The 23335-nt window shown below is 63.4% G+C and carries 27 protein-coding genes; 8 read left to right on the forward strand and 19 right to left on the reverse strand.

Annotated elements, in window-relative coordinates; all coding sequences use genetic code 11:
• Positions 1-33 precede the first annotated feature (33 nt).
• From ACPPVR_RS12770 to xoxF5, 3 genes are all read right to left on the reverse strand, one after another.
• Positions 34-1143 carry an S-(hydroxymethyl)glutathione dehydrogenase/class III alcohol dehydrogenase gene (locus ACPPVR_RS12770; protein ID WP_426614566.1) on the reverse strand — a complete coding sequence of 370 codons (1110 nt, stop codon included), beginning with the start codon at positions 1141-1143 and terminating at the stop codon, positions 34-36.
• A gap of 61 nt (positions 1144-1204) precedes the next feature.
• Positions 1205-1693, reverse strand: coding sequence for a c-type cytochrome, methanol metabolism-related (locus ACPPVR_RS12775; RefSeq protein WP_426616092.1), 489 nt, complete (start codon positions 1691-1693; stop codon positions 1205-1207).
• A 110-nt stretch (positions 1694-1803) separates the two neighbouring features.
• Positions 1804-3609 (reverse strand): lanthanide-dependent methanol dehydrogenase XoxF5, encoded by a 1806-nt coding sequence (gene xoxF5, locus ACPPVR_RS12780; RefSeq protein ID WP_426614567.1) that lies wholly within the window; start codon positions 3607-3609, stop codon positions 1804-1806.
• 518 nt (positions 3610-4127) lie between these two features.
• Here xoxF5 and ACPPVR_RS12785 point away from each other — a divergent pair.
• Positions 4128-5096 carry a helix-turn-helix domain-containing protein gene (locus ACPPVR_RS12785; protein WP_426614568.1) on the forward strand — a complete coding sequence of 323 codons (969 nt, stop codon included), beginning with the start codon at positions 4128-4130 and terminating at the stop codon, positions 5094-5096.
• A gap of 53 nt (positions 5097-5149) precedes the next feature.
• On the opposite strand, the gene ACPPVR_RS12790 is transcribed toward ACPPVR_RS12785, so the two are convergent.
• From ACPPVR_RS12790 to ACPPVR_RS12805, 4 genes are read right to left on the reverse strand one after another with little or no spacing between them, the layout of a single operon-like run.
• Entirely contained in the window at positions 5150-6178 is a 1029-nt protein-coding gene (locus ACPPVR_RS12790; RefSeq protein ID WP_426614569.1) for an FUSC family protein, read from the reverse strand.
• Positions 6179-6191: 13 nt separating this feature from the next.
• Entirely contained in the window at positions 6192-7118 is a 927-nt protein-coding gene (locus ACPPVR_RS12795; protein WP_426614570.1) for a substrate-binding periplasmic protein, read from the reverse strand.
• A complete protein-coding gene (locus tag ACPPVR_RS12800; protein WP_426614571.1) occupies positions 7115-7471 on the reverse strand; it encodes a c-type cytochrome in 357 nt (118 codons plus the stop codon). Before ACPPVR_RS12800 ends, ACPPVR_RS12795 begins: the two co-directional genes overlap by 4 nt.
• 9 nt (positions 7472-7480) lie before the next feature.
• Entirely contained in the window at positions 7481-9145 is a 1665-nt protein-coding gene (locus ACPPVR_RS12805; protein WP_426614572.1) for a methanol/ethanol family PQQ-dependent dehydrogenase, read from the reverse strand.
• A 335-nt stretch (positions 9146-9480) separates the two neighbouring features.
• On the opposite strand from ACPPVR_RS12805, the gene ACPPVR_RS12810 reads away from it, so the two are divergent.
• The 4 genes from ACPPVR_RS12810 (at position 9481) to ACPPVR_RS12825 (ending at position 11371) form a co-directional block, all read left to right on the forward strand.
• Positions 9481-9873 (forward strand): calcium-binding protein, encoded by a 393-nt coding sequence (locus tag ACPPVR_RS12810; protein WP_426614573.1) that lies wholly within the window; start codon positions 9481-9483, stop codon positions 9871-9873.
• A gap of 170 nt (positions 9874-10043) precedes the next feature.
• Positions 10044-10124: a pyrroloquinoline quinone precursor peptide PqqA gene (gene pqqA / locus ACPPVR_RS12815; protein WP_018460299.1), complete on the forward strand. Its 81-nt coding sequence runs from the start codon at positions 10044-10046 to the stop codon at positions 10122-10124.
• Positions 10125-10152: 28 nt separating this feature from the next.
• Positions 10153-11058 carry a hypothetical protein gene (locus ACPPVR_RS12820; protein WP_426614574.1) on the forward strand — a complete coding sequence of 302 codons (906 nt, stop codon included), beginning with the start codon at positions 10153-10155 and terminating at the stop codon, positions 11056-11058.
• 103 nt (positions 11059-11161) lie between these two features.
• Complete coding sequence (locus ACPPVR_RS12825) at positions 11162-11371, forward strand: hypothetical protein (RefSeq protein WP_045006746.1); 210 nt, start codon at positions 11162-11164, stop codon at positions 11369-11371.
• Between the two features lie 4 nt (positions 11372-11375).
• On the opposite strand, the gene ACPPVR_RS12830 is transcribed toward ACPPVR_RS12825, so the two are convergent.
• The 4 genes from ACPPVR_RS12830 to ACPPVR_RS12845 are packed head-to-tail and all read right to left on the reverse strand — an operon-like array spanning position 11376 to position 14208.
• Positions 11376-11729 (reverse strand): hypothetical protein, encoded by a 354-nt coding sequence (locus ACPPVR_RS12830; RefSeq protein ID WP_426614575.1) that lies wholly within the window; start codon positions 11727-11729, stop codon positions 11376-11378.
• Between the two features lie 59 nt (positions 11730-11788).
• Positions 11789-12499: an ABC transporter ATP-binding protein gene (locus tag ACPPVR_RS12835; protein ID WP_426614576.1), complete on the reverse strand. Its 711-nt coding sequence runs from the start codon at positions 12497-12499 to the stop codon at positions 11789-11791.
• The gene (locus ACPPVR_RS12840; RefSeq protein ID WP_426614577.1) at positions 12489-13226 is read right to left on the reverse strand and encodes an ABC transporter permease; all 738 of its coding nucleotides are present in this window, start codon (positions 13224-13226) and stop codon (positions 12489-12491) included. The genes ACPPVR_RS12835 and ACPPVR_RS12840 overlap by 11 nt, the downstream gene beginning before the upstream one ends.
• A gap of 1 nt (position 13227) precedes the next feature.
• Complete coding sequence (locus tag ACPPVR_RS12845; protein WP_426614578.1) at positions 13228-14208, reverse strand: ABC transporter substrate-binding protein; 981 nt, start codon at positions 14206-14208, stop codon at positions 13228-13230.
• Between the two features lie 87 nt (positions 14209-14295).
• On the opposite strand from ACPPVR_RS12845, the gene ACPPVR_RS12850 reads away from it, so the two are divergent.
• Complete coding sequence (locus ACPPVR_RS12850; protein ID WP_426614579.1) at positions 14296-14655, forward strand: hypothetical protein; 360 nt, start codon at positions 14296-14298, stop codon at positions 14653-14655.
• 196 nt (positions 14656-14851) lie between these two features.
• On the opposite strand, the gene ACPPVR_RS12855 is transcribed toward ACPPVR_RS12850, so the two are convergent.
• Positions 14852-15670 (reverse strand): quinoprotein dehydrogenase-associated SoxYZ-like carrier, encoded by an 819-nt coding sequence (locus ACPPVR_RS12855; protein WP_426614580.1) that lies wholly within the window; start codon positions 15668-15670, stop codon positions 14852-14854.
• A 69-nt stretch (positions 15671-15739) separates the two neighbouring features.
• Positions 15740-16648: a quinoprotein relay system zinc metallohydrolase 2 gene (locus ACPPVR_RS12860; RefSeq protein WP_426614581.1), complete on the reverse strand. Its 909-nt coding sequence runs from the start codon at positions 16646-16648 to the stop codon at positions 15740-15742.
• Positions 16649-16793: 145 nt separating this feature from the next.
• Between ACPPVR_RS12860 and ACPPVR_RS12865 the strand changes: the two genes are divergently transcribed.
• Positions 16794-17675: a substrate-binding domain-containing protein gene (locus ACPPVR_RS12865; RefSeq protein ID WP_426614582.1), complete on the forward strand. Its 882-nt coding sequence runs from the start codon at positions 16794-16796 to the stop codon at positions 17673-17675.
• Positions 17672-18229: a PQQ-dependent catabolism-associated CXXCW motif protein gene (locus ACPPVR_RS12870; RefSeq protein ID WP_426614583.1), complete on the forward strand. Its 558-nt coding sequence runs from the start codon at positions 17672-17674 to the stop codon at positions 18227-18229. Before ACPPVR_RS12865 ends, ACPPVR_RS12870 begins: the two co-directional genes overlap by 4 nt.
• A gap of 157 nt (positions 18230-18386) precedes the next feature.
• Here ACPPVR_RS12870 and ACPPVR_RS12875 read toward each other — a convergent pair whose 3' ends face one another.
• The 6 genes from ACPPVR_RS12875 to ACPPVR_RS12900 all read right to left on the reverse strand — a co-directional run bounded on the left by ACPPVR_RS12875 (position 18387) and on the right by ACPPVR_RS12900 (position 23253).
• On the reverse strand, positions 18387-18686 hold the full coding sequence (locus ACPPVR_RS12875) for a copper-binding protein (RefSeq protein WP_426614584.1): 300 nt from the start codon (positions 18684-18686) through the stop codon (positions 18387-18389).
• A gap of 135 nt (positions 18687-18821) precedes the next feature.
• Positions 18822-19436 carry a hypothetical protein gene (locus ACPPVR_RS12880; protein WP_426614585.1) on the reverse strand — a complete coding sequence of 205 codons (615 nt, stop codon included), beginning with the start codon at positions 19434-19436 and terminating at the stop codon, positions 18822-18824.
• On the reverse strand, positions 19433-20281 hold the full coding sequence (locus ACPPVR_RS12885) for an ABC transporter permease (protein WP_426614586.1): 849 nt from the start codon (positions 20279-20281) through the stop codon (positions 19433-19435). The genes ACPPVR_RS12880 and ACPPVR_RS12885 overlap by 4 nt, the downstream gene beginning before the upstream one ends.
• Positions 20278-21084: an ABC transporter ATP-binding protein gene (locus ACPPVR_RS12890; RefSeq protein ID WP_426614587.1), complete on the reverse strand. Its 807-nt coding sequence runs from the start codon at positions 21082-21084 to the stop codon at positions 20278-20280. Before ACPPVR_RS12890 ends, ACPPVR_RS12885 begins: the two co-directional genes overlap by 4 nt.
• On the reverse strand, positions 21081-22049 hold the full coding sequence (locus tag ACPPVR_RS12895) for a YVTN family beta-propeller repeat protein (protein WP_426614588.1): 969 nt from the start codon (positions 22047-22049) through the stop codon (positions 21081-21083). Before ACPPVR_RS12895 ends, ACPPVR_RS12890 begins: the two co-directional genes overlap by 4 nt.
• A gap of 22 nt (positions 22050-22071) precedes the next feature.
• Positions 22072-23253: an ABC transporter substrate-binding protein gene (locus ACPPVR_RS12900; protein ID WP_426614589.1), complete on the reverse strand. Its 1182-nt coding sequence runs from the start codon at positions 23251-23253 to the stop codon at positions 22072-22074.
• Positions 23254-23335: the final 82 nt, after the last annotated feature.

Raw genomic sequence — 23335 nt, forward strand, 5'->3', positions numbered from 1 at the left:
GGGTCGATCCTCCTTGGGTGTGACGCTTTCGAGCTAGAACACGACGACTGAACGAATTGATTTGCCCTCATGCATCAGGTCGAAGCCCTTGTTGATGTCTTCGAGCTTGAGCGTGTGGGTGATCATCGGATCGATCTGGATCTTTCCGTTCATGTACCAGTCGACGATCTTCGGCACGTCGGTACGGCCGCGCGCGCCACCGAAGGCGGTGCCGCGCCAGTTACGGCCGGTGACGAGCTGGAACGGACGGGTGGCGATTTCCTTGCCGGATTCGGCGACGCCGATGACGATCGAGGTACCCCAGCCGCGATGGCAGGCTTCCAGCGCCTGACGCATCACGGTGGTGTTGCCGGTGCAGTCGAAAGTGTAGTCGGCACCGCCGTCGGTCAGGCTCACGAGATGCGGGACGATGTCGCCGGTGATCTTCTTGGGGTTGACGAAATCGGTCATGCCGAACCGGCGGCCCCATTCCTCCTTGGTGTCGTTGATGTCGACGCCGATGATCTTGTCGGCGCCGGCCATCTTGGCGCCCTGGATCACGTTGAGGCCGATGCCGCCGAGGCCGAACACGACCACATTGGAGCCCGGCTCGACCTTGGCGGTGTTGACGACGGCGCCGACGCCGGTGGTGACGCCGCAGCCGATGTAGCAGCTCTTGTCGAACGGCGCGTCCTCGCGGATCTTCGCCACCGCGATTTCCGGCAGCACGGTGAAGTTCGAGAAGGTCGAGCAGCCCATGTAATGGTAGATCGGCTTGCTCTTGTAGGAGAAGCGGCTGGTGCCATCGGGCATCACGCCCTTGCCCTGCGTCGCGCGGATCGCGGTGCAGAGATTGGTCTTCTGGCTCAGGCAGCTTTTGCACTGCCGGCATTCCGGCGTGTAGAGCGGAATGACGTGATCACCCGGCTTCACCGAGGTCACGCCGGCGCCGATTTCGCGGATGATGCCGGCGCCCTCATGGCCCAGGATCGACGGGAAGATGCCTTCGCTGTCGAAGCCGTCGAGCGTGTAGGCGTCGGTATGGCAGATGCCCGTCGCCTTGATCTCGACCAGGACTTCGCCGGTCTTCGGCCCTTCCAGATCGACTTCGACGATTTCGAGCGGCTTCTTGGCTTCGAAAGCGACGGCGGCACGTGTCTTCATTGGTAACTCCTCAAATTCTCGCAGGACGCCAAGATTTAAGTCTCGGCCGGGCTGCAAACGTTCACTTCTTGCCCATGCACGAATCTTCGTTGCTGGTATAGGCTTCGTTCTTGTCCTCGTGCTTCCCCGGACGGGCACGGCCCCAGGCATCGTTGGAGCGGGAACGCAGATAGACGTAGAGATCGTCCATGTAGCAAGCGACGTTCGGATTATCGCCGAACGCCGGCATTACGTTCTCTGCGGCAGTCGAGATGTTCTTGCGGCCGGAGGCGACGACGCCCAAAAAGTCGGCATAGCTCATCGTCTTGAGCGAGTCCTTCAGCGCCGGCGCGTAGGTCGATCCCATGCCATCGGGGCCGTGGCAGACATGGCAATCCGAGTGATAGCGGCGGTACCCGGAATAGGTATACCAGTCGACGGATTCGCCGTTGATCTTGTAGGTCGGGTTTCCCTCCTTATCGAGCCATTCGCCAGTGTCGTTCTGCTTGACGGCAGTCGGGTCGCCCGAGCCGTCCGCAACAGCAATTCCCCCGGACGTAACGAAGAACATCGCAGCAATGATAGAGCAGATTTTACGCAAGAGATTTTCCTCGGAAGCGTTCGATGGAGACGAGCCGGCGCGTGGAGCTGATCCACGCGCCGGGAGGATACGGGCCGAGGCTAGTTCGCCGGCAGCGCGAACACGGTCAGCGTGCCGCCGAGCGCGGTGTAGTTGCTGAGCGCCGCGTAGCCACCGACTGCGCCGAGACCGGCGGTCGGATCGGTCAGGCCTGCGGCGAGACCGATGCCGGCCCAGCCACCCACGCCGGAGAGCACTGCGATATACTGCTTGCCGCTGTTCTCATAGGTGGTGACGTTGCCGATGATGCCGGAGGGAGTCTTGAACTTGTAGAGCTCCTTGCCGGTCTTGGCGTCGACCGCCTTCAGGTAGCCTTCGAGCGTGCCGTAGAACACCACGCCGCCGGCGGTTGCGAGCGCACCCGACCAGACCGAGAACTGCTCCTTGTTCGACCAGACGATCTTGCCGGTCTTGCCGTCCCAAGCGATGAAGTTACCCATATGGGTATCGCCCTGCGGCGGATACATCGAGAGCGTCGCACCCACATAGGGCTGGCCCGCGGTGTAGCTCACCTTGAACGGTTCGTAGTCCATACAGACGTGGTTGGTCGGAACGTAGAACAGCTGCGTGTCCGGCGAGTAGGCTGCCGGCTGCTCGTCCTTGGAGCCGAGCGCGGCCGGGCAGATGCCCTTCACGTTGTGGTCCTCACCCGCCTTGTCGGTCGAAGCTGTGTCGAGCACCTTCGGACGGCCATAGGTGGCTGAGCTCTTGTCCATGTCGACGCCGGAGGTCCAGTTCACCTTCGGATCGTACTTTTCGGCGACCAGCAATTCACCGGTGACACGATCGAGCGTATAGCCGAGGCCGTTACGGTCGAAATGCGTCAACAGCTTGCGCGGGGCGCCGCCAATCGTCTGATCGCTGAGGATCATCTCGTTGACGCCGTCGTAATCCCACTCATCGTGAGGCGTCATCTGATAGACCCACTTGGCGACGCCTGTATCCGGATTACGCGCCCAGATCGTCATCGACCATTTGTTGTCGCCGGGACGCTGCTTCGGATTCCAGGTCGAGGGATTGCCCGATCCGTAATAGACGAGGTTCAGTTCGGGATCGTAGGAGATCCAGCCCCAAGTGGCGCCGCCGCCGATCTTCCACTGATCGCCTTGCCACGTCTTCAGGCTGGAATCCTTGCCGACCGGCTTGCCGAGCGCGGTGGTCTTGTCGTCCACCAGGATCTGGTCGTCCGGTCCTTCCGAGAACCCGCGCCAGGCCAGCTTGCCGGTCTTGATGTCGTAGGCGGACATATGCGCCTGGACACCAAACTCGCCGCCGGAGATGCCGACCAGCACCTTGTCCTTCACGACCAGCGCTGCCGAGGTGCCGGTCTCGCCCTTGCTCGGATCGCCATTCTTCGCGGTCCACGCAACCTGACCGGTCTTGGCATCGAGCGCGACGAGGGTGGTGTCGGCCTGATGCAGGAAGATCTTGCCGTCGCCGTAAGACAGGCCGCGGTTAACCGTATCGCAGCACATCACCGGGATGACGTTCGGATCCTGCTTCGGCTCGTACCGCCAGACGATCTTGTTCTCGTTCGATAGGTCAATGGCGTAGACCTTGTTCGGGAACGGTGTGTGGACGTACATCATGTTGCCGATGATCAGCGGGCCGCCTTCATGGCCGCGCAGCACGCCGGTCGAGAAGGTCCAGGCGACCTGAAGCTTGCCGACATTTTGTGCATTGATCTGGTTCAGCTTGGAATAGCGGGTGTTGGCATAGTCGCCCGCCGGCATCACCCAGTCTTTCGGGTTCTGCGACATCTTGTTCAGCTCGTCATTGGCTGAAGCGCTGCCGACGGCGAGAGCCGCCGCGGAGCCAAGAAGGGTCGCCAGTAGTACCTTGCGCATAGTCATTCCTCCGTTGATCTCGTTTATTGTTTCCGAAGCATTGCTCAATCACCGGGCTTTTCGTCCGGCGTCTGCTCGTGCAGGGCGGTCGCGATTGGGACCAGAAACGATGCTGGGCTGTTTCCTCCTCCTGATGAGATCCACAGGTCCGCGTGCAGGAGCGGCCCGTTTTTTTTGTTCCTGCCGCAATTCCTAACGACTTCGCTATCGGGAAACTTGCCCAAGAGAGAAGCCGCTTTGCTCGATAGCGCACGAAGCCGAAGTTTTTGATTTTGCAGTAGCGAATTCAGCGGCTTCCACGCCGCTTGGCGCGGCGCTCAACGCTTATGTTCCCCTTGACGGCGGTGTAACTAAGGCGGAGGATTAACCTTCAAGGGTGGCAATGGAACGATGGCGCACGTTCCAAAAGACCGCCCAATTTGAGGTAAACGTCACGCAATCATGGCTGAGGGCTCCGGCAGCGCTGGTCGCGATTCGCGTCGAATCCCGGATAACACCAGTGGCTGGATTCTGGATTAATGTCCGACACAATTCATACGCTCTCGACGACCGGAATGACGCCGAAGCGGCAGATCCAGAGCTGGATCGACGGGCTGACGAGCCTGTGCGGGCATTTCGACGTCGATCCGCTGGAGGCGTCCTCACTTGAAGGCCGCATCGACTACACTTCCGTCTCGCGCCTGAAGCTTTGTCAGATCGAGGTGAGCCAGCATCGCATCGCGCACACGCTGGCGCGGGCCAAGGCCAATGAACACCCCTACATCAAGATCCATTTCCAGACCTACGGCGTGTCCTATTTCGAGCAGGAAGGCCGCCACATCGAGCTGAACCCGGGCGACATCATCGCCTATGACGTCTCCTGCCCGCATTCGATCATCAGTCCTGCCTTTACGCGCCACGACGTGGTGATCGTGCCGAAGTCGCTGCTCCGCGACCGCGGGTTCCCGTCGCAGCGGATGCCGGCTTGCAAGCTTTCGTCGCGCACCGGCACGGGACGGATCGCCCATGATTTCGTCCATGCCACGTTCGACGAAGCGGCAAAGCTGTCGGCGAACAGCGCGGTCGGCGTTGCCGATTCGCTGATCGATCTGCTGCTGCTGCCGCTGCGCGAAGCCGACACGATGCTCGATCGGGTCGGGCCCGAGGCGATGTATGTGCGCGCGCAGTTCTTCATCCGCGAGCATTTGCGCGATCCGGATCTGTGCATCGACCAGATCTCAGCAGAACTCGGCTGCTCCAAGCGTTATCTGCACATGCTGTTCTCCGAGCGCGGCACCACCGTGAGCGACTACATCTGGCAGGCGCGCTTGCAGAACTGCCGCCAGGAACTCGAAGCGCACGCCGGCAAGACCATCACCGACGTCGCGTTCTCCTGGGGCTTCTCCAGTTCATCGCATTTCAGCCGGGTGTTCCGGAAATACTTTGGCGTGGTGCCGTCCTCGATCCACAAGGCACAGCAGGGCACTGTAGCCTCGAACGAGCATTAGGCAGCAGGGCGGCCCGTTTGCTTTCAGCGCGATGAAATTATGGTGCGCCGCAGCTAGGGTAGCTGCGACGGCCCAGTTGCTTTCCGTAAGCGCAGCCATACGATCTCCGTTAGGGCCACCGCGATGAGGCCGAAGGCGCCGCCGGTGATCACATTCGCGACGCGTTCCTCCGCGATGCCGCTGGCGCCGCCGGCAAAGGACGCGGCGAGCGCAATGAAGAAGCAGCGCAAGCCGAAGCCGACGACATAACGGGAGAACGAGATCAGCGTGAGCGTGGCCGCAAGAACCGCAAGCGCATAGCCGATACGGCTCTGCGGCAGCGCAATGCCGATGAGGAAGCCAAGCGGGACGCCGACGAACGCGCCGATGGCTCTCTGTTTCAACTTTCCGGTGGACGCGGAGAGATCACCGACCACGACGCTTGCGGCCGACCACATCACCCATTGCCCCTGCGCGAGATCGAGGATCTCGACCAGTGCGGCTGCGGCGAACACAGCCAAGGCGGTTGCGAGCGCGGGCAAGAACCATTCGGCCGCCGGTGGCCCGAATGAGGTCGCGGCGTCACCGCGTCGTCGCTGGTCATAGATCTGGATTCCACAGGCGATCGCGAGCGCAATCGGCGAGGACACGACGATCATGCCGGCATGGCGTAGGGCCTCCGAAGCACTCACGCCTTCCCGCACTTCGCAGGCGAGATAGACGGCGGGGATGAACACCCAGTTGCCGAGCGTGCGGAAATGTTCGCCGTAGCGCGTCGCAGCGACCGCAAGGAAGCCGGCGAGCGCGGTGAGCACCACGAACAGCGGCTTGATCGGGGCGGCAAGGAAGAGCGCGGCAAAGGTCGCGAGGATCGCGAGGTAGTGCCAGGCGATCACCTTCGGCGCCAGGTGCAGCCGCAGCGCAGGAATGAGCAGCGAGACCGCGACCAGCCCCAAATTCAACAGCGCCGTTTCGCGCGAGATGAAATAGGCGGCGACCATCGGGCCGACGACGATCAGCGCGCGCAAGAGCTCGCCGGTCTTGATTTCCCGGGACAGGACATCGCGCAGGCCGGCTGCGGGCGGGATGGTCGGGGAGTTCACGATGGCACCAATCTCACCGCTGAATGATCTGCCTCCAGACATCGCCGAGGATCGCGGGCTCGCGCGGCGGCAGGTAGGTGAGCCCCGCCTGCTTGCCGAATTCGGCAATCCCGCCTTTGGCGGCAAGCTCCGTCAGCGCCTTGTTGGCGGCCTCGATCAGCGCGGGGTCACTCGCAAGCGCGACATAGCCGCGATTGGCGCCGATCGGGTAATAATAGCCGGAGGCTGATATCGCGGTGTCGGGATGGGCGGCGCGATGAGCGTCGAAGCGGGCAAGGTCGATCAGCGTCGCATCATAGTCGCCGTGCTCGAGCGCGCCTAGCAGATCATCGCGGCCGGGCACGAGATGGGTGATATTGTCGATCAGGCGCCCCTTGTCGAAAGTCATCAGGATAGCGTCGCCCAGCGATCCGCTCTCGATCGCGAGGCGGAGGCCGCCGAGATCGCCGATATCGCCGATCTTGCGACTCTGCGCCTTCGGCCCGAGCACGACCGTCATTGGCGAATAGAGATAAGGCTGGCTCGGCGCGAGCACGCCGAGCGCGACGCGGCGGCGCCGGTCGTCGCGCGTGGCGCCGGCGAAATCCGGAAGCCGGGCGGTCTTCATGCCGGGGACCACCAGCGAATCCGTCGTCAGCGCGTAGCCGCCGACGAGCGCGCAGCGGCCGTCGGAGAGCAGCGCATTGGCCTCGAGCTGCGGGCTGGAATCCTCATCCAGCTTGCTTTCGAACCACTGGATCCTGAGCGGCCGTCCCATCTGATCCGCGATCGCCTGCGCCAGCGACACGTCGAAGCCTGAATCCGGCTTGCCGCGGTGGTGCACCGAGAGCGGCGGCCGGTCTTCGTCGAGGCAGATGCTCAACGGATCAGCCGCGCGAGCCGTCGTCGTCAGAGCGAGAAGCGTCCCAGCGAGACCCAGCGCCGCCAGCCAGCCCCTCATGGTTTCCTCCGGCTCGAGATGAAGGCCCAGAGATCGCCGATCTCATCGTCATTGAGAACGTCGCCCCAAGGAGGCATCTTGTTGTTCTTGCCGTTCTTCACGGTGGTGACGAAACGCGTCCTGTCGTCGGGAAAGGTGCGCAGGTCCGGCGTGATGGTGCCGGAGTTCATCATGTTGGGGCCATGGCAGTGCGAGCATTTCTCGGCATAGGTCGACTTGCCGTGGTCGATCTGCATTTGCGCAGGATTGCCATTTGAATCATCCGCGGCACGAACGGTCGCCGCAAGCGCGACCGTCAATGCCGCGACGGCGGCGATTGTCGCCGCCGTCCTGTGAGATACCCGTCTCAGCACGTCTAGCCGTTACTGCTTGATCGCAAAGACCCACAGCGAGCCGCCGGGCGGCACTTTTGCCAGCCGCTCATCGCCGGAGAACAGCGAGTAGACGCCGCCATAGCCGCTGGTCACCGCGACATATTGCACGCCGTCCTGCTGCCAGGTCACCGGCTGTCCTTCGATCCCCGAGCCGGTCTGGAACTGCCAGAGTTTCTTGCCGCTGTCGGCATCGAAGGCTTCGAACTCGCCGGTCAGCGCGCCCGTGAACACGACGCCACCCGCGGTCGACAACACGCCGGAGAAGCGCGGGATGTCGCTCGCCGCCTCCCACTTGGCCTTGCCGGTCATGGGATCGATCGCCTTCAGATGGCCGCGCGCGCCGTCACCGAACTCCCAGGGATCGGTCAGGTCCATGCCGAGATACCATTCACCCTGCTTGAAGGTGGCGGGCTCCGACTTGTACTTGCCGCCGAAGGCGAGGGTGTTGGCGTAGGCGAGGCCGGTCTGCGGATTGAACGACATCGGCTCCCAGTTCTTGCCGCCGAGGATCGACGGATAGACCGTCACCTTCTTGCCCTCGCGCGCGCCGGTGACGACGTCGGTCTCGATCGGGCGCCCCGTCTTCATGTCGATGCCGGTCGCCCAGTTCACCTTCACGTAAGGATTGGCCGCGAGCAGCTTGCCGTTGGTGCGGTCGAGCACATAGAAGAAGCCGTTGCGGTTGGCATCCATCAGCACCTTGGTCGGCTTGCCCTCGACATTCATGTCGGCAAGGACCATCTCGGCCACGCTGTCATAGTCGAACGGATTGTTCGGCGAGAACTGGTAGTGCCACTTGATCTTGCCAGTCTTGGGATCCATCGCCAGCACGGAGCAGGTGTAGAGATTGTCGCCGGGACGCACCGCTGCATTGAACGGGCCGGGATTGCCGATGCCCCAATAGACCGTGTTCAGCTCGGGATCATAAGACCCGGTGATCCAGGTCGAGCCGCCGCCGAGCTTCCAGGTGTCGCCCTTCCAGGTGTCGCCGCCGGGCTCGTCCGGCGAGGGGACCGAATGGGTGCGCCAGAGATGCTTGCCCGTTGCCGGATCCCAGCCGTCGATGAAGCCGCGGGTGCCGAACTCGGCGCCCGAGATGCCGGTGATGATGACACCGTCGGCGACCAGCGGGGCCACCGTCATCGAATAGCCTTCCTTGATGTCGGCCGCCTTCTGCCGCCACAGCTCCTTGCCGTCTTTGGCGTCGATCGCGATCACGTTGGCGTCGAGCGTGGTGCGGAACAGCTTGCCCTCGTAGAGCGCGCCGCCGCGATTGATGATGCCGCAGCAGACGATGCGCGGCGTCTCGGCCGGATACTCGATCTTGGACTTCCAGATCTGCTTGCCGGTCTTGGCGTCGACCGCCATGGTCGCGTTATGCGAGGTCACGTAGATCACGCCCTGGTAGACCAGCGGCTGCGATTCCTCGCTGCGATCGTCGTTGAAACTGTAGTTCCAGACCGGGACGAGATTCTTGATGGTGTCCTTGTTGATCTGGTTCAGCGTCGAAAAGCGCTGGAGATTGTAGCCCATCCCGTAATTGAGAACGTTCGATGTGTCGGTCGCACCCTTGACCAGTTGCTCGGTGGTCTGGGCGTTTGCATACGTCGATGCAAGCATGACGAGGCTCGCGGCCATCGCAAAGCGTTTCATCCGTTCCTCCCAATATGCGCGCCTTTTGACGCTGCGATTGCAACAGTCGTTCGGAAACCAAAACGCGTCAATACGAAAGTCGAAAGCGCGCTGCCGATATGTTGGACGCCAGATGCCAGGTTTTGCGCGGTAATCTCCGAGATATTTTGCACGTCTTGCGCGAATGCGCTGCATCAATTTCCGCGGCACGAAGATTGGCATGACACGAGATTCGGACGCGACCAGGTTCCGCCTGTCGAACGGGACGTTGCAATTCCGCTTGAACCGGGCCCCGCTCGCGGACTTATGTTGTCGCGACCCCGCTCGAATCGGGTTGCTTGATCAGGGAGGTTTTAATGATATCGCGCCGCTCCGTTGCACTTTCGTTGATAGCTGCATTGCTGGCCGGTCCGGCCTGGTCGGCATCCGGCAGTGCCGTCAAGATGTTCGATACCGACAATGACGGCACGCTCGATCTCGCCGAGGTCAAGAAGGCGGCCGCCGCGCTGTTCGCCAAGCTCGATCCCGACCACGACGGCACGCTCGACGTGCGCGAATTGCGCGGACGGTTAACGGCGAAAGAACTCGCGGCCGCTGATCCCGATCACGACGGGACCCTTACGCTCGACGAATATCTCGCCGTGGTCGAGCAGCGCTTCAACGCCGCGAATCCCGATCATGATGGAACACTGGATGCGAAGGAGCTGAACTCGCGCGCGGGGCGTGCGCTGCTGCGGCTGTTGCGGTGAGAGCAGCGGTGCTTGACTGGGAGCGAAGGCAATTTGCCCGAGAGGGAACTGTGTGCGCGCAATTCGCTGCATCGCTGTATCAGCGGCTCGATTCGAGGCTTGCGCGGCGTTTCATGCAGCCCTAGGTTTCGCGGGCGCGATGGTTGCGCACAATGCCTTGGGAGACCCGAATGGCTTGGAAAGCTCCGAAGATCGTGGAAGTGCCGGTCGGCATGGAAATCAACATGTACGCCTGCGCTTTGCGCAAGTAAGACCACCTGACGACCTGCCGCGGCTTCGATGGCAAGCGCCGTCGAAGCCGTGGTAGTGTTCGCAATGCGCATTGGAGCCCACACAATCTGGACAGCGTTTGCGTGCAGCGTCGCGCTCGCACCGACATGCGCCAGCGCCGAAGAGGGATTTGATACCGAGCACATCTTCGGCTTCCTGATCGGCACCGATGTCGGCAATCCCGGCGAGCGCGAATTCCAGAGCCAGACGACGGGTCGGTTCGGCAAGGGCGCCGGCACCTATCGCGCCATCGGGCAGGAGGTCGAGATCGAGATCGTGCCGTTGCCGAACTTTCGCATCGAGGTCGGCGGCACGACGACGTTGCACGACATCACCGGCGTCCCCGATATCGACGACCGCCGCCAGCTCAATTTCCAGGGCGCCTCGCTCGACTTGCGCTATCGCCTGCTCGACCGGGAGCGTGCGCCGTTCGGCCTGACCGTCGCTGCCGAGACCCATGGCGATCGTATCGACGAGATCAGCGGCGCAAAGGGGCGGATGTACGGCACCGACTTCGCGCTCGCCTTCGACCGTGAGCTGATCCCGAACTTTGTCATCGGCGCGCTCAACCTGATCTACCAGCCGGAGTGGGCGCGCTTCGAGGTGACAGGACTGTCCGAGAAGAGCTCGACCATCGGCGCCGCCTTCGCTGGCATGGTGCGCGTGCGGCCTAATTTCCTGCTCGGCGGCGAGATGCGCTACTTCCGCCAGTATGAAGGCATCGGCCTCGGCGAGTTCGCAGGGCAAGCCCTGTTCGTCGGCCCCACCGCTTATTTTCAGATAACCGAGAGCTCGCGGCTTACCTTGAGCTGGAGCATGCAGGCCTGGGGGCGCCCAGCCGGATCAGCGGCCAATCTCGACCTCGTCAATTTCGAGCGCCACCAGGCGCGGTTGGTGTTTGGCGTGAATTTCTAGTGGAGCGGGTTCCATCTGGTCCTCACGCCAGATTGAAACTTCCCGCTCTTTGGCGCGTATCACTTTATGCTAATCTTTAGTGCCCCCGCGCGAGGATCCCGGCATGAACCCGATCGACCTTGTGGTGACTGTGTGTGCGGTGCTCTCGCCTGCGACCTGCGAGGAGCAGCATATTGTGTTCAACTATGCGGGGTCGCCGACGCAATGCGCGATGGCTGCGCCGCCCTATATAGCGCAATGGGTCGGTGATCATCCGAAATGGCAGGCGGTGCGGTGGCGCTGCGAATATCCGCACCCGAACGACAAGGCTTGATCCGTTACCTGGTGCAGTCCTTCAGATCCTTATCGGCGATCGAGAACACCGCATCGGCCTTGATCTCGATGTCGCGGACGACGCATTGGCGCGCGTTGGGATAGCTGACTTTGGCGTCGTAGCGGCCGGGCTCGACACCGGTGATGCGCAGCCGCTCGTCGTGGTCGACCTCCTTGTCCTTGTCGTTCAAGGTCTGGTTCGGGCCCCAGTCGGTCTTGCCGGCCGGTGAGAGCTGGAAGCCGGAGATCGTCTCGCTCGTCAGATTCCAGAGCCTGATGCCCTTGCCCTTGGCCTGCGCGAGCGCCGCACCCGGCATCGCAACCAACAGGATGCCGACCGCAATCAGCGTACGCCGCATGGTAAACCTCCCAAGAAACTTGCCAAGTAACCTCGTTTGGCTCAGTTGATCACGAGTTGTCATTTCGATTCAAGCTGCAGTGCTGCGAGCTGCGCCCTGATCCTGCCGAGTTCGACCTCGCCGCGCTCGGCGCGCGGAATCGAGATCGGCACTTCCCGGACGATGTGCGCCGGGCGCGGCGACAGGAAGAACAGGCGGTCGCCGAGACGGATCGCATCGTCGAGGCTATGGGTGACGAGCAGCGTCATCATCGGCCGGCTCGCCACCAGCGTCGCGATCTCGTCGCGCAGGCGGCCGGCGAGTGCATCGTCGAGCGAGGCGAGGGGCTCGTCGAGCACCAGCAGATCGGGCTCGACCCCGAAAGCGCGGGCCAGTGCGACGCGGCGGGCGAGGCCCAACGACAATTCACCGGGAAAATGGCTGCGATGCGCCTCCAGCTCCAAAATCCTGAAAAGCTCGGCGAGCTTCGCGTCGGTGATATCGGGCGCCGCAAGCCGCACGTTCTGTTCGACCGAGCGCCATGGCAGTAAGCGCGGCTCCTGGAACACCATGCCGATCCGGGCTTCTGGCGGGCGCGCGACGTGGCCTCGAAAGTCACGATCTAGCCCGAGGATGATGCGTAGCATCGTGCTTTTGCCGCAGCCGGACGGACCGATCAGCACGCCAACCTCGCCGGATTGAAGCGAGAATTTGATCGGCGCCAGCACTTCGTGCGTTCCGCCCGCGGCACTTTCGAATGTTTTGCCCGATATCTCGACCTCAAGCCGCACGGGGGCGCCACCGTGTTGCACGGGCCTCGAACGGCTGCACCAGTGCGGTCTCGATCACGAGCACGACGGCGGCGAATGTCAGCGAATAAGCGAGCAGCCGCGGCGTGTCGAACAGCTGGAAGGCGACGCCGATCTCGAAGCCGACGCCGTTCGGCCGCCCCAACAATTCGGCGACCAGCACGATCTTCCACACCAGCGACAGGCCCGAGCGCGCGGAGGCCGCGATATAGGGCGCGAGCTGCGGCAACACGACATGGCGAAATGCGCGCCAGCGCGGCATTGCGAACACGGTCGCCATCTCGTCCAGCGAACGGTCGAGCGCGCGGGTACCCTCGCGCAAGGTGACGACGGCGGTCGGCAGTTTGTTGATGGCGATCGCCGCGATTGCGGCGGCTTCGGTGAGCCCGGCCCAGATATAGGCCAGCACGATCACGACCAGCGCCGGCAAGTTGAGCAGCAGGATGAGCCATGGATCGCCGAGCCGGTCGGCGAGCTTCACCCGTCCCATCAGGTAACCGATGGCGCTGCCGAGCGACATCGCCAGCACGAAGGACAGCGCGACGCGCGCGAGCGTGGCGCCGAGATGCAGGAACAGCGCGCCGCTAGAGGCTTCCGCAATGATGACGTTGAGCACCGCGGGCGGGGAGGGCAGCTTTGCGCCGCCGACGAACAGCGCGGCTGTCCACCAGATTGCAAGCAGCAGGGCAATCGACAGAAGGCGCAGCACCTCAGTCTCCGGGCACGGCGTGATAGAAGGTGCCGGGATCAAGCTCCGCCGCCGGCCCGACCAGGTCGCGGCCGCCGGTTTCGGCCAGCACGCGATAGAGCACGCGCGCATCCGCCTCTTCGTCGGTGATGCTCCGGCGCGGAATGCCGTCACGATAGCGGTCGCGGTAGGTCTTGAGCATGGCCTCATCGGTTGCGCCGGTGAGCGGCGCGATCTTGTCCCACGCCGCATCCGAAGTGACGAGCAACTGCTTGGCCTTGCGGGTCATCGCGATGAAGCGCGCCACCGCATCGCGATGGCTCGCCGCCCAGCTTTCGTCGAAGACATAGCCGACGGCGGAGACCGCTCCCTTGGCGCCTAACTTCGGCAATATCTCCTCGATACCGGCGAGGCGCCGAAAGCCCTTGGCCTCGAGCTGGGCGCAGAAATTCCAGAAATTGAGGCTCGCATCCATCTCGCCGTCGAGCGCCTTTGCGGCGATCAAAGGCGGCGCGCCATAGGCGATGGTCGCTTCCGACTTCAGGTCGATGCCGTCCTGCTTCATCCGCGCTTGCAGCAGCAGCCAGCTCTTGTCGATGGGACCACCGCCGACGCCGAGCTTGCGGCCCTTCAGATCGGCCAGCGTCTTGATCGGCGACGCCGCCGGCACCATCACCGCGCCGAGCGCGCTCGAATAGGGATAGAAGGTCAGCTTGGCGCCGAGCGCGCGCTCGCGCGACACCCACAGCCAGTCCGACAGCATCATGTCGGCGTTGCCGGCGCGGAGCGCGATCTTGCCGGCCTCGGGGCTCGCAAGCTCGGTGACCTCCAGTGTCAGGTCGGCCTCCTTGTCGAGGCCGCCCGCGCGGATCGTCGCCAGTTCCCAGGAGAACGTTCCGGTCTTCTGCACCGCAAGGCGGATGGTATCCGCGGCGTGGCCGGGAGCAACTTGCGTCAGCGCCAGCATCATCGCGAGCGCCAATGTTCGACCAAGAACTTTCATCACCTTGTGAGCCGTTTCCTCGAAGGGAGTGCTTTTCAGGACAATACGCATAGCATAGCTTCCATCGCAACCAGCGGGAGGATGCTCATGAGTTTGCCGGGACGGCTACGACCGATTGTCGCCGCATTGGCGGTGCTGGCGGCGACCGTGTACGCGGCGGGCGCCGAAGAAGCCAACGATTATCCGACATCAGCGCGCGCGGAATACGTCTATGGCTGCATGAAGGCCAATGGCGAGACGCGGCAGGCGATCGAGCAATGCTCCTGCTCGATCGACGTGGTGGCTTCGATCGTCAGCTACGAGCGCTACGTCACCGCCGAGACCGCGCTCAGCATGTCCCAGGTCCAAGGCAATCTCGGCACGCAGTTTCGGACGTCAGAGCAGGCAAACTCGGCGGTGAATGATCTCAGGCGCGCGCAGGCGGAGGCCGAGGTGAGGTGTTTCTGACCGTAGCCGCGTAGGTGATGCTCTCTTCTCCTTCTCCCGTTGTGGGAGAAGGTGGCGCGAAGCGCCGGATGAGGGGTATTCCTCCTCATACTCAGACGTCTAATAGTATTGCTCGCGGAGACATACCCCTCACCCGTCTCGCCGCTACGCGGCGATCCACCCTCTCCTACAGGGGGAGAGGGGAAGGCAGCTTGCCTCACGTCCCCGGCTTCTCAACATCCCACTCGTTCCGGAACACATGCCCATCCGTATCCTTCGCCTCCGCGCGAAAGCGCTTGGCGCCGTTGGAGACATACGTGAAGCGCAGATTGGGATCTTCCGAGATCGAGATACCCCCCTCCATCGACAGCACGGGACTGGCATCCTGCGTCAGCGTCAGCTGGTTGACGAAGAAGGCGGGAATGTAGAGCTGCGTGACCTGGTCCATCTGGAGGCCGGAATTGTTGGGATGGCCGATCATGATCTGGGCCTCGCGGATTCGGCTCGCCGGCGCGGCCTCGTGCGCGAATTGCCGGTAGCGCATCTGGCCAAGACGGTTCTGGGCTTCTTCGGCATTTTTGCCCGCCGGTGCCGAACAGCCTCCGGAGGCTTTTACGTAGGTCTTGGAGACGTAGAGAGTGCCGTCGCTGAGCTCAGCCACCGCATGGACGTCGGTATAGTTGTTGACGCGCACGCGCGTTGAGATTTCGCTGACATTGGCATCCGGCCCGAGCTCGAACTTGGCCGCCATCGGCGCCGGGTTGCGGTCGATCACCAGCGTGATCGAACGGATGCGACGGCTGTCGGCCGGTGACAGCTTGCTGCGCAGAGTTACCGGTACGATGGCCGCGTCCTCGGCGCGATAGGGCATCTCGATGGCGATGATGTCGCTGCCGTCATTCATCGGGCGGTTGCTGAAGATGTCCTGCACCAGGCCTGGCCAGGGATCGTAGGCCTCCTCGGCACTCGCCGGCACAGCGAAGGCGATGCCGAGCAGTGCAGCGATCAGGGGCAGAAGGCGTGTATATCCCATCATGGTCGTGGTCCCGCGAGGACGAAGCAGTCTGGGTCAGCGTAGCTGATCCCAATGAGCGTAGCGCGTCCGCTACTCCCATTCAATTTCCGAAAATGCTGCGGTTGCGTTGCGGGCGTTGTAGTCGTCGAAAAGATCCCAATGGGAACGCTCCGATCCGGCCGCTTTATCTGCGGCCGCCCGGATCGATTCGCCCTTTTTGTTCAGAGCCCGGACGTCGGACAGCAGCGTCGAGAGATAACGCCGCTCCTCGGCGAGCGCGGTAGGCCAGTCGCTCACAGGGCCGTGACCGGGGACGACGCGGGCCGCTGGAATGGTCTCGAGTTCCCTGAGCAGGTCGAGCCAGCCGCGGATGCTGCCGTCCATCACCGGGATGTGGCGGAGAAAGACGAGGTCGCCCGCGAACAGCGTCTTCGTCGTTTCGTCGAACACCGTCAGATCATTGTCGCTGTGCGCGGCCGGCCACGCGCGCAAGGTCACGCGGCGCGATCCGAGGTCGAGCGTCAGCGTGTCCGTGACGAGCAGCGTTGGCGGCACGATCTTCACGGGATCGATCAGTTCGCCGCCCATGATGCGTCTAAAATTGTCGAGATAATACCGCCCGCGCGTCGCCAGCGCCTGCGGCAGTTTGCTGTGGCCGGCGAAGCTGGTTCCTTCCGCCACAAATGCCGCATTGCCGAAGACATGGTCGGGATGGCCGTGGGTGTTGATGACGTAGCGGATCGGCTTCGCTGTGCGGGCCCGCACGGCCGCGAGCAGCGCCTCGCCTTCACGGAGGCTGCCGCCGGTGTCGATCACGGCCACCGCATCCTCGCCGACGATGAAGCCGACATTGGCAATGTCGCCCTCGTTCTCGCGCGTCATCAGGGCAATAGTCCCGGAGTGTAAGAAGATTCCCGGCGCGACTTCGCTCACAGGCAATTCGGCCGCACCGGCGCGTGCTAGCGTGGCGAGCCCCAGCAGGGTCAAGGCTGCGATCATTGACGCGAGATGAGACACTTTTCCGCCTCAGTTCAGGGTTTGCCGCGTTGCACTGCAGCACAACAAAGCCAACGCGAAGCTTGGCAGAACATGGTGCGTCCTGCGTTGCATGGATAGCATTCGGACAAAAGATGGAGGAAGCGCGATGACGGAGGCCGGGCGACATCGTCGCTGGTTATTTTTGCTGTGCGTGATGGCGGCGTCTGGCGTGATCGGCGATGTCGCCGTGGCGCAGACGAACGAAACCGGCGATCTCTCGTTCGAGCTTGTCGATCCCAAGGTACTGCGTGTCTGCGCCGATCCGCGCAATCTGCCGTTCTCCAACGAGAAGGGCGAGGGGATCGAGAACAAGCTCGCCGAGTTGTTCGCGGACAAACTCCAGAAGAAGCTCGACTATGTGTTCTTCCCGCAGGCGACCGGCTTCGTGCGGATGACGCTGGGCGCGCATCGCTGCGACGTCATCATGGGCTTTCCGCAAGGCGACGAGCTCGTACAGGGTACCAATCCCTATTACCGCACGTCCTACGCGCTGGTCGCGAAGGCGGGCAGCGGGCTCGAAGATATCGATACGCTCGAGGATGCGCGGCTCAAGGGCAAGCATGTCGGCATCGTCGCCGGCACGCCGCCAGCGACCAACATGGCGATCGCCGGCCTGATGGGCGACGCCAAGCCCTATCCGCTGATGATCGACACCCGCTATGACAATTCGGCGCAGGCGATGATCGATGATCTCTCGGCCGGCAAGATCGACGCCGGCGTGCTGTGGGGACCGATGGCGGGGTTCTACGCGAAGAAGGCTGGCTCGCTCCACGTGACGCCGCTGGTGAAGGAAACCACCGGGCCGAAGCTGGTCTATCGCATCGGCATGGGCGTACGCCCCGCCGACCAGAACTGGAAGCGGCAGCTCAACAAGCTGATCCAGGAGAACCAGGGCGAGATCAACAAGATCCTGATCGACTTCGGCGTGCCGCTGCTGGACGAGAGCGACCGGCCGCTGGGCGCGGAGACGGCCAAGAAGGCGCCATGAGACGGCGCGTTGCCGCTGCGCTCGTCGCCGCCATGCTGGCGGCGCCGGCATTCGCGCAGCAGCAGGAACCGTTCGAGCCGGAGGGATTTCGCACCGACAATTACCGCGCGCCGGTGCCGGCGACGCTGGAAGGCGCGCGCGTATTGATGACTGCGGAAGCCGAGGCGATCTGGCGGGCGAAGAGCGGCGCCTTCATCGATGTGCTGCCGCGGCCGCCGAAGCCAAAGAACCTTCCCGAAGGCACGGTGTGGCGCGATGCGCCGCGGAAAAACATTCCTGGCAGCATCTGGTTGCCGGACACCGGCTACGGTGCGCTGCCGCCCGCGATGGACGATTATTTCCGCCGCGGTCTCGCGCGCGCATCGCACGGCGACAAGGCCGCGCTGCTGGTGATCTATTGCCTCGCGGATTGCTGGATGTCGTGGAATGCTGCCAAGCGCGCGCTGGCTTACGGTTACGCCAACATCGCCTGGTATCCCGACGGCACCGACGGCTGGGAGCGCGCCAAGTTGCCCACCGAAGAGGCGCAGCCGGAGCCGCGGCCGGAGCAGTGAGCGGCTCGATTGGCCCCGCGACCACGGTGTTAGAGGGAGAAGCGCAATCCTCTCCTCGTCATTGCTTCGCTCCGCTCGCAATGACGACGCGGAGACAGCATCGCATTCATCCACTGGATCGATTCGCGGCGAGCCGCCTCCGCGGCAAAGACCGAGCCTACTGCTTCTGCAGTTTCGTCAGCGTGCTGGTACCATCAGCGTCGGTCGCGGTGTAGTTCACCCGGTCACCGGCATGGACGGCATCGAGCATCGCGGCATCCTTGGCCTTGTACACCTCGAGCGCGCCGGCGCCGCCCGCGCCGCCGCCGACCGTGCCCGTCTGCGTCTGCTGGATCGAGATCGTGTTGTTGAGCCGATCAATCCTGGTGACCATTCCGGTCAAATCGTCAGCAAACGCGCTGGATGCGAGCATGCCGATGGCCGCAGCGCCTGCGAAGATGAATTTTGCTGTTCCCATCGAGGCCTCCCGAGTTGGAGCTTCACTTCGACAAGCCATCCTAGATCGATTTGGTTCCGGCAGATAGCGCGGCAAAGGTTGATGATCGCGATGAGATCGCGGGAACCTTTCGAGAAGCCGTCAGCGAGGTTGACCCTATTCCATTTCCTGCTGGATTACGCGTCCGAGCGCAAACAGGCGCTGGTCGATCGTGGTCGGGACCTCGCAGACGAATCGAACCACCTTGCGGCGGTCCTCGAAAATGCGGGTCTCCCAGACCAGCTGATTGCTGAGCGCCTCGACCTTGGTGTCGTCGCGCGGCGTCGCGCCCTGGAGCGTCTGAAGCAAAATCGTCTCGTCGCGGATCTTGTCGGCGACCTCGCGTTGCTTGCGGCTGACCCGTTCGAGCCCGCCCATGACTTGGGAGCGCTGGGCGTTGAGCGTGTCGAACAGGCCGGCGAACAGCAGCTTTGCATTCGCGGTCTTGTCGGAGGCCGTGCCCGCCAGAAATTCCTTCACCGACTTCTCGGCCTCGTCCAGCGGCGTCTTTCGCGCCGCCAGCTTTGAAACGAGGGCACTGACCTTGGCGTCATCCTTCCATTTGGTCCCGACGTCGTCCAGCGCCGGGCCGGCCCAGACCGCCGCAAGCGAAATGTCCGGCACTTTGGCCTGCGTGCACGGCCAGTCCGGATAGCGCGGATCGGCCGCTCGCGCGGCCGCGCCCGACAGCGCGAGCGTTAGTGCTGCCATGGCCACTATCCGAACCATCATCCTTCGCCTCCCGCAGGCCCGCGCCGTGCCAGCCCGCGCGACGGATCATAGGCATAGATTGCGCCGGTCATGAAGACGATTGTGCAGGTCGCGACCACGGCCAGCGAGATCCAGTTGACCTGTCCATAGAGCGCAAAGCGGATCAGCTCAACCGCATGGGTGAACGGATTTACCTGGCAAACATAATAGAGATAGGGGCTGCCCTCCTGCACCCGCCACAGCGGGTAGAGCGCGGAGGAGGCGAAGAACATCGGGAAGATCACGAAGTTCATCACGCCGGCGAAGCTTTCAAGCTGCTTGATGCCGGAGGAGATCAGCATGCCGAGCGAGCCCAGCATCAGCCCGGACAGGATCAGCGCCGGCAGCACGGTGAGATAGCCGATCGGGGGAGGGGTGATGTCCCAGAACCAGGCGATCAGCAGGAATGCATAGACCTGGAGCAGCGACACCGCGGTGCCCGCGAGCAGCTTGCAGAACAGCAAAAATCCGCGCGGCAGCGGGCTCACCAGCAGCGTGCGCATATTGCCCATCTCGCGGTCATAGACCATCGAGAGCGAGGACTGCATGCCGTTAAAGAGCTGGATCATCGCCATCAGCCCCGGCGCGATGAAGACCTCGTAGAGGATGTAGGTCTCGTAAGGCGGGATGATCGAGATGCCGAGCACCTGGCGGAAGCCGGCGGCGAAGATGAACAGCCACACCAGCGGCCGCACCAGCGCCGAGACGAAGCGTTCGCGCTGATGCAGGAAGCGCAGGCCCTCGCGCCAGACGATGCCGGTGAGGCACGTCGTGTACTCCGCGACTGAGAAGCCGCGGGGCGTATCGTGGGAGGTGATGCTGCTCATGCGCCGCCTCCCGGCATGATTTGCGCGCCAGTCAGGCGCATGAAGGCACTGTTGACGTCCTGCGCGCCGGCCTCCGCGATGACGCGGCCGACAGGGCCCTTGGCCAGCACCTTGCCCTGGTGCAGCACCACGAGATCGTCGCCCGCGATGATCTCGTCGAACAAATGGGTAGCCCAGAGCACGCCGATGCCTTGCTCGGTGACGAGCTGGCGAACATGGCTGATGATGTCAGCGCGCGCCTTGACGTCGAGCCCGACGGTCGGCTCGTCCAGCAGCAACAGCCGCGGCCGGTGCAGCAGTGCACGCGCGATCTCCAGCCGCCGCATCTGCCCACCGGAGAGATCGCGCACCTTGCTGCCGGCGCGCTCAGTAAGGCCAATGCGACCGAGCAGCTCGGCGCTCCGCGCAGCGGCCTCGCGGCGGCTGATGCCGTGGAGGGCGGCGTGATACAGCAGGTTCTGCGTCAGCGACAGATCGAGATCGAGCGTACGCGGCTGGAACACGACGCCGAGCAGCCGCAGCGCCTCGCCGGGGTTTTTGCCGATGTCATGACCGAAAATGCCGACGCGGCCGGTCTGGATGCCGAACAGGCGCGTGATGAGCGAGAACAACGTGCTCTTGCCGGCGCCATTGAGGCCGAGCAGCGCGGTGAAGCTCGCAGGCTGCACGGCGAAGGACACGTCGATCAGCGCCCGCCGCGGACCGTAGGAATGGCTGACGCCGTCGATCGACAGCGCCGGCACCGCCGCCGGATCGAGCTGCGCGGTCTCGCGTGGTTCGGTGATGGGGGCGGGGCTGGTCATGGCGCGATCGTAATACCCCAGGGTAATTCGCCGACCTGAATGGTCTTGATCACCTTCTGTGCCGCGACGTCGATGACGGAGACATCGTTCGACACGCCGTTGGTCACCAGCAAATATTTCTCATCCGGCGTGAACGCCATGTGCCAGACCCGCTGTCCGACCAGCAGATATTTCGTCACCTTGCGCGTCGCGGTGTCGACCACGGCGACGCGGTTGGCGGGCCCAAGCGCGACGAAGGCGGTCTTGTCGTCCCTGGTCATGCCGATGCCGACCGGCTGGATCGCCTCGCGCCGCAGCCCCGGGATGTCGAAATTGACCTTGCCGATGACCTCGTGCTTGTTGGGATCGACGATCGACACCGTGCCGCCAATCTCCGACGATACCCACAATTCGGAAGCGTCATGCTTGAATTCAGCAAAGCGCGGCCGCGCGTCGATCAGCACATTGGCGACGATCTGGCGCGACGATGTGTCGATGAAATGCGCCATATTGGTCGTTTCCGACGTGTTGATCAGAATCTTGCCGTCGGGGCTGATGGCCATGCCCTCGGGCTCGACGCCGACCTGGATGTCGCCAAGGCGCACGCGCTTCTCGAGATCGATCACGGTCACCGTGTTGTCGTTCTCGTTGGCGACATAGAGCGTCTTGCCGGCAGCATCCTGGGTGAACAGTTCGGGGTCGGGCCCGGAGGGCAGGGTGTCGACGATGGCTTGCGTCTTGGCGTCGATCACCTGAATGGTGTCGTCGTCGCCGACGGCGACCATCACGAATTTTCCATCACGCGTGAATTCGATACCGCGCGGGCGCTGGCCGACCTTGATGGTCTTGGTCACCGTCCAGCTTTCGGTGTCGATCACCGACACCGTGTTGCTCTTCTCGTTCGAGACATAGGCGATGAACGCATGCGCAGGCGCTGCCGCGAGCGCCAGTCCGGACAGCAATCCAACACGCCACATCCGCGACATCCAAGTCCTCACTTCAATTCCTTCACTTCAGCTTGCATTTGCTCTCCGGGCGATCGTAGCCGAGCGTGTCGAGCTCGGAGACCTGATGCAGAAACCCTTCCTGCGGTGACACCGACACCACCATGCGGCCGTCGACCAGGAGGATCGGCTGTCGGAGCTGGAGATTCCAGTCGCGCAGGGTCAGCTTTGTGCCCTTGAAGGCGGCGACGGAAAAGTCGGGGCCCTTGATGAAATCGGTGACCTTCTTGATGTCGCCGGAATTGGTGCGCGAGGTCGCTTCGCCGATCATGCGCACGGCCGTCCAGGCCTGCATGTCGAGCGCGGTCATGCGCCTTGAGTTCAGCTTCATGAAGCGGTTCTGCATCTGGGTTGCGCCCCACTGGTCCTGCGCCGCGTCCCAGCTGCGCGGGACGAGGCCGGCCGAGCCCGCGACGGGGCGCGGATCCCAGGTGCGGTAGGGCAGATAGGCGCCGAACACTTCGCTCTCGTCGGCGGCGACGAGCACGTCATAGGCGGGCGCCTGTTGCGTGAACACGGGCATCTGCCGCTGAATCAGCGTCACGCCCGAATCCGTACGGCGCGCGCCGCCGGTGTCCTCGAAATTGCGCTCCTGCACGATCTTGGCGCCGAACCGCGTCGCGGCGCGTCGCAGTGCATCGGCGTATAGCTTGTCCTCGTCATGCGAGCCGACCACGAGCAGCCAGCGCTTCCACTGCTTCCACACCAGATACTGGCCGAGCGCGTCCGCCAGCATCGCGCGCGTCGGTGCGGCGTGGATGACATTGGCGCGGCAATCGGCCTCGCGCAGTCGCTCGTCGATCGCGCCGGCATTGAACAGCAGCGTGCCGCGATCGCGCAAGGCGTCGGCCACCTTCAACAGCGCATCGGCCGGCAGGTCTGTGATGACAAAACCATTTTTCTCGGCGAGGGCGGTCGCGGCCTGCACCACGTCCTCACCTTCCTTGATGCGGCGTTCCTCCAGCGAAAAACGCTGGTTGAGGAATTTTCCCGTGGTGTTGTTGTCCTCGATGGCGAGGCGCGCGCCGGCGACGCCGTCATTCTCTGCGGGCTGCTCGACCAGCGACAGCGTCGATCTGGTGCCTGCGACGCCGAGATAGCCGACGCCGATCGTGACCGGGTCCGCCGCGAGCGCTTGCGTCGCGACCAGACACAGGCCGATCAGGCCGGGCAACCATCGGATCATGCTTCCTCCGCACGTCTCCCCGGCTTGACCGCCGGTGGAGAATTGTCTCTCTTGAAGCATGACCGATTTGGCAGGGCTTGCA

Source organism: Bradyrhizobium sp. McL0616 (assembly GCF_049993385.1).
In the GTDB taxonomy this organism is placed as follows: domain Bacteria; phylum Pseudomonadota; class Alphaproteobacteria; order Rhizobiales; family Xanthobacteraceae; genus Bradyrhizobium.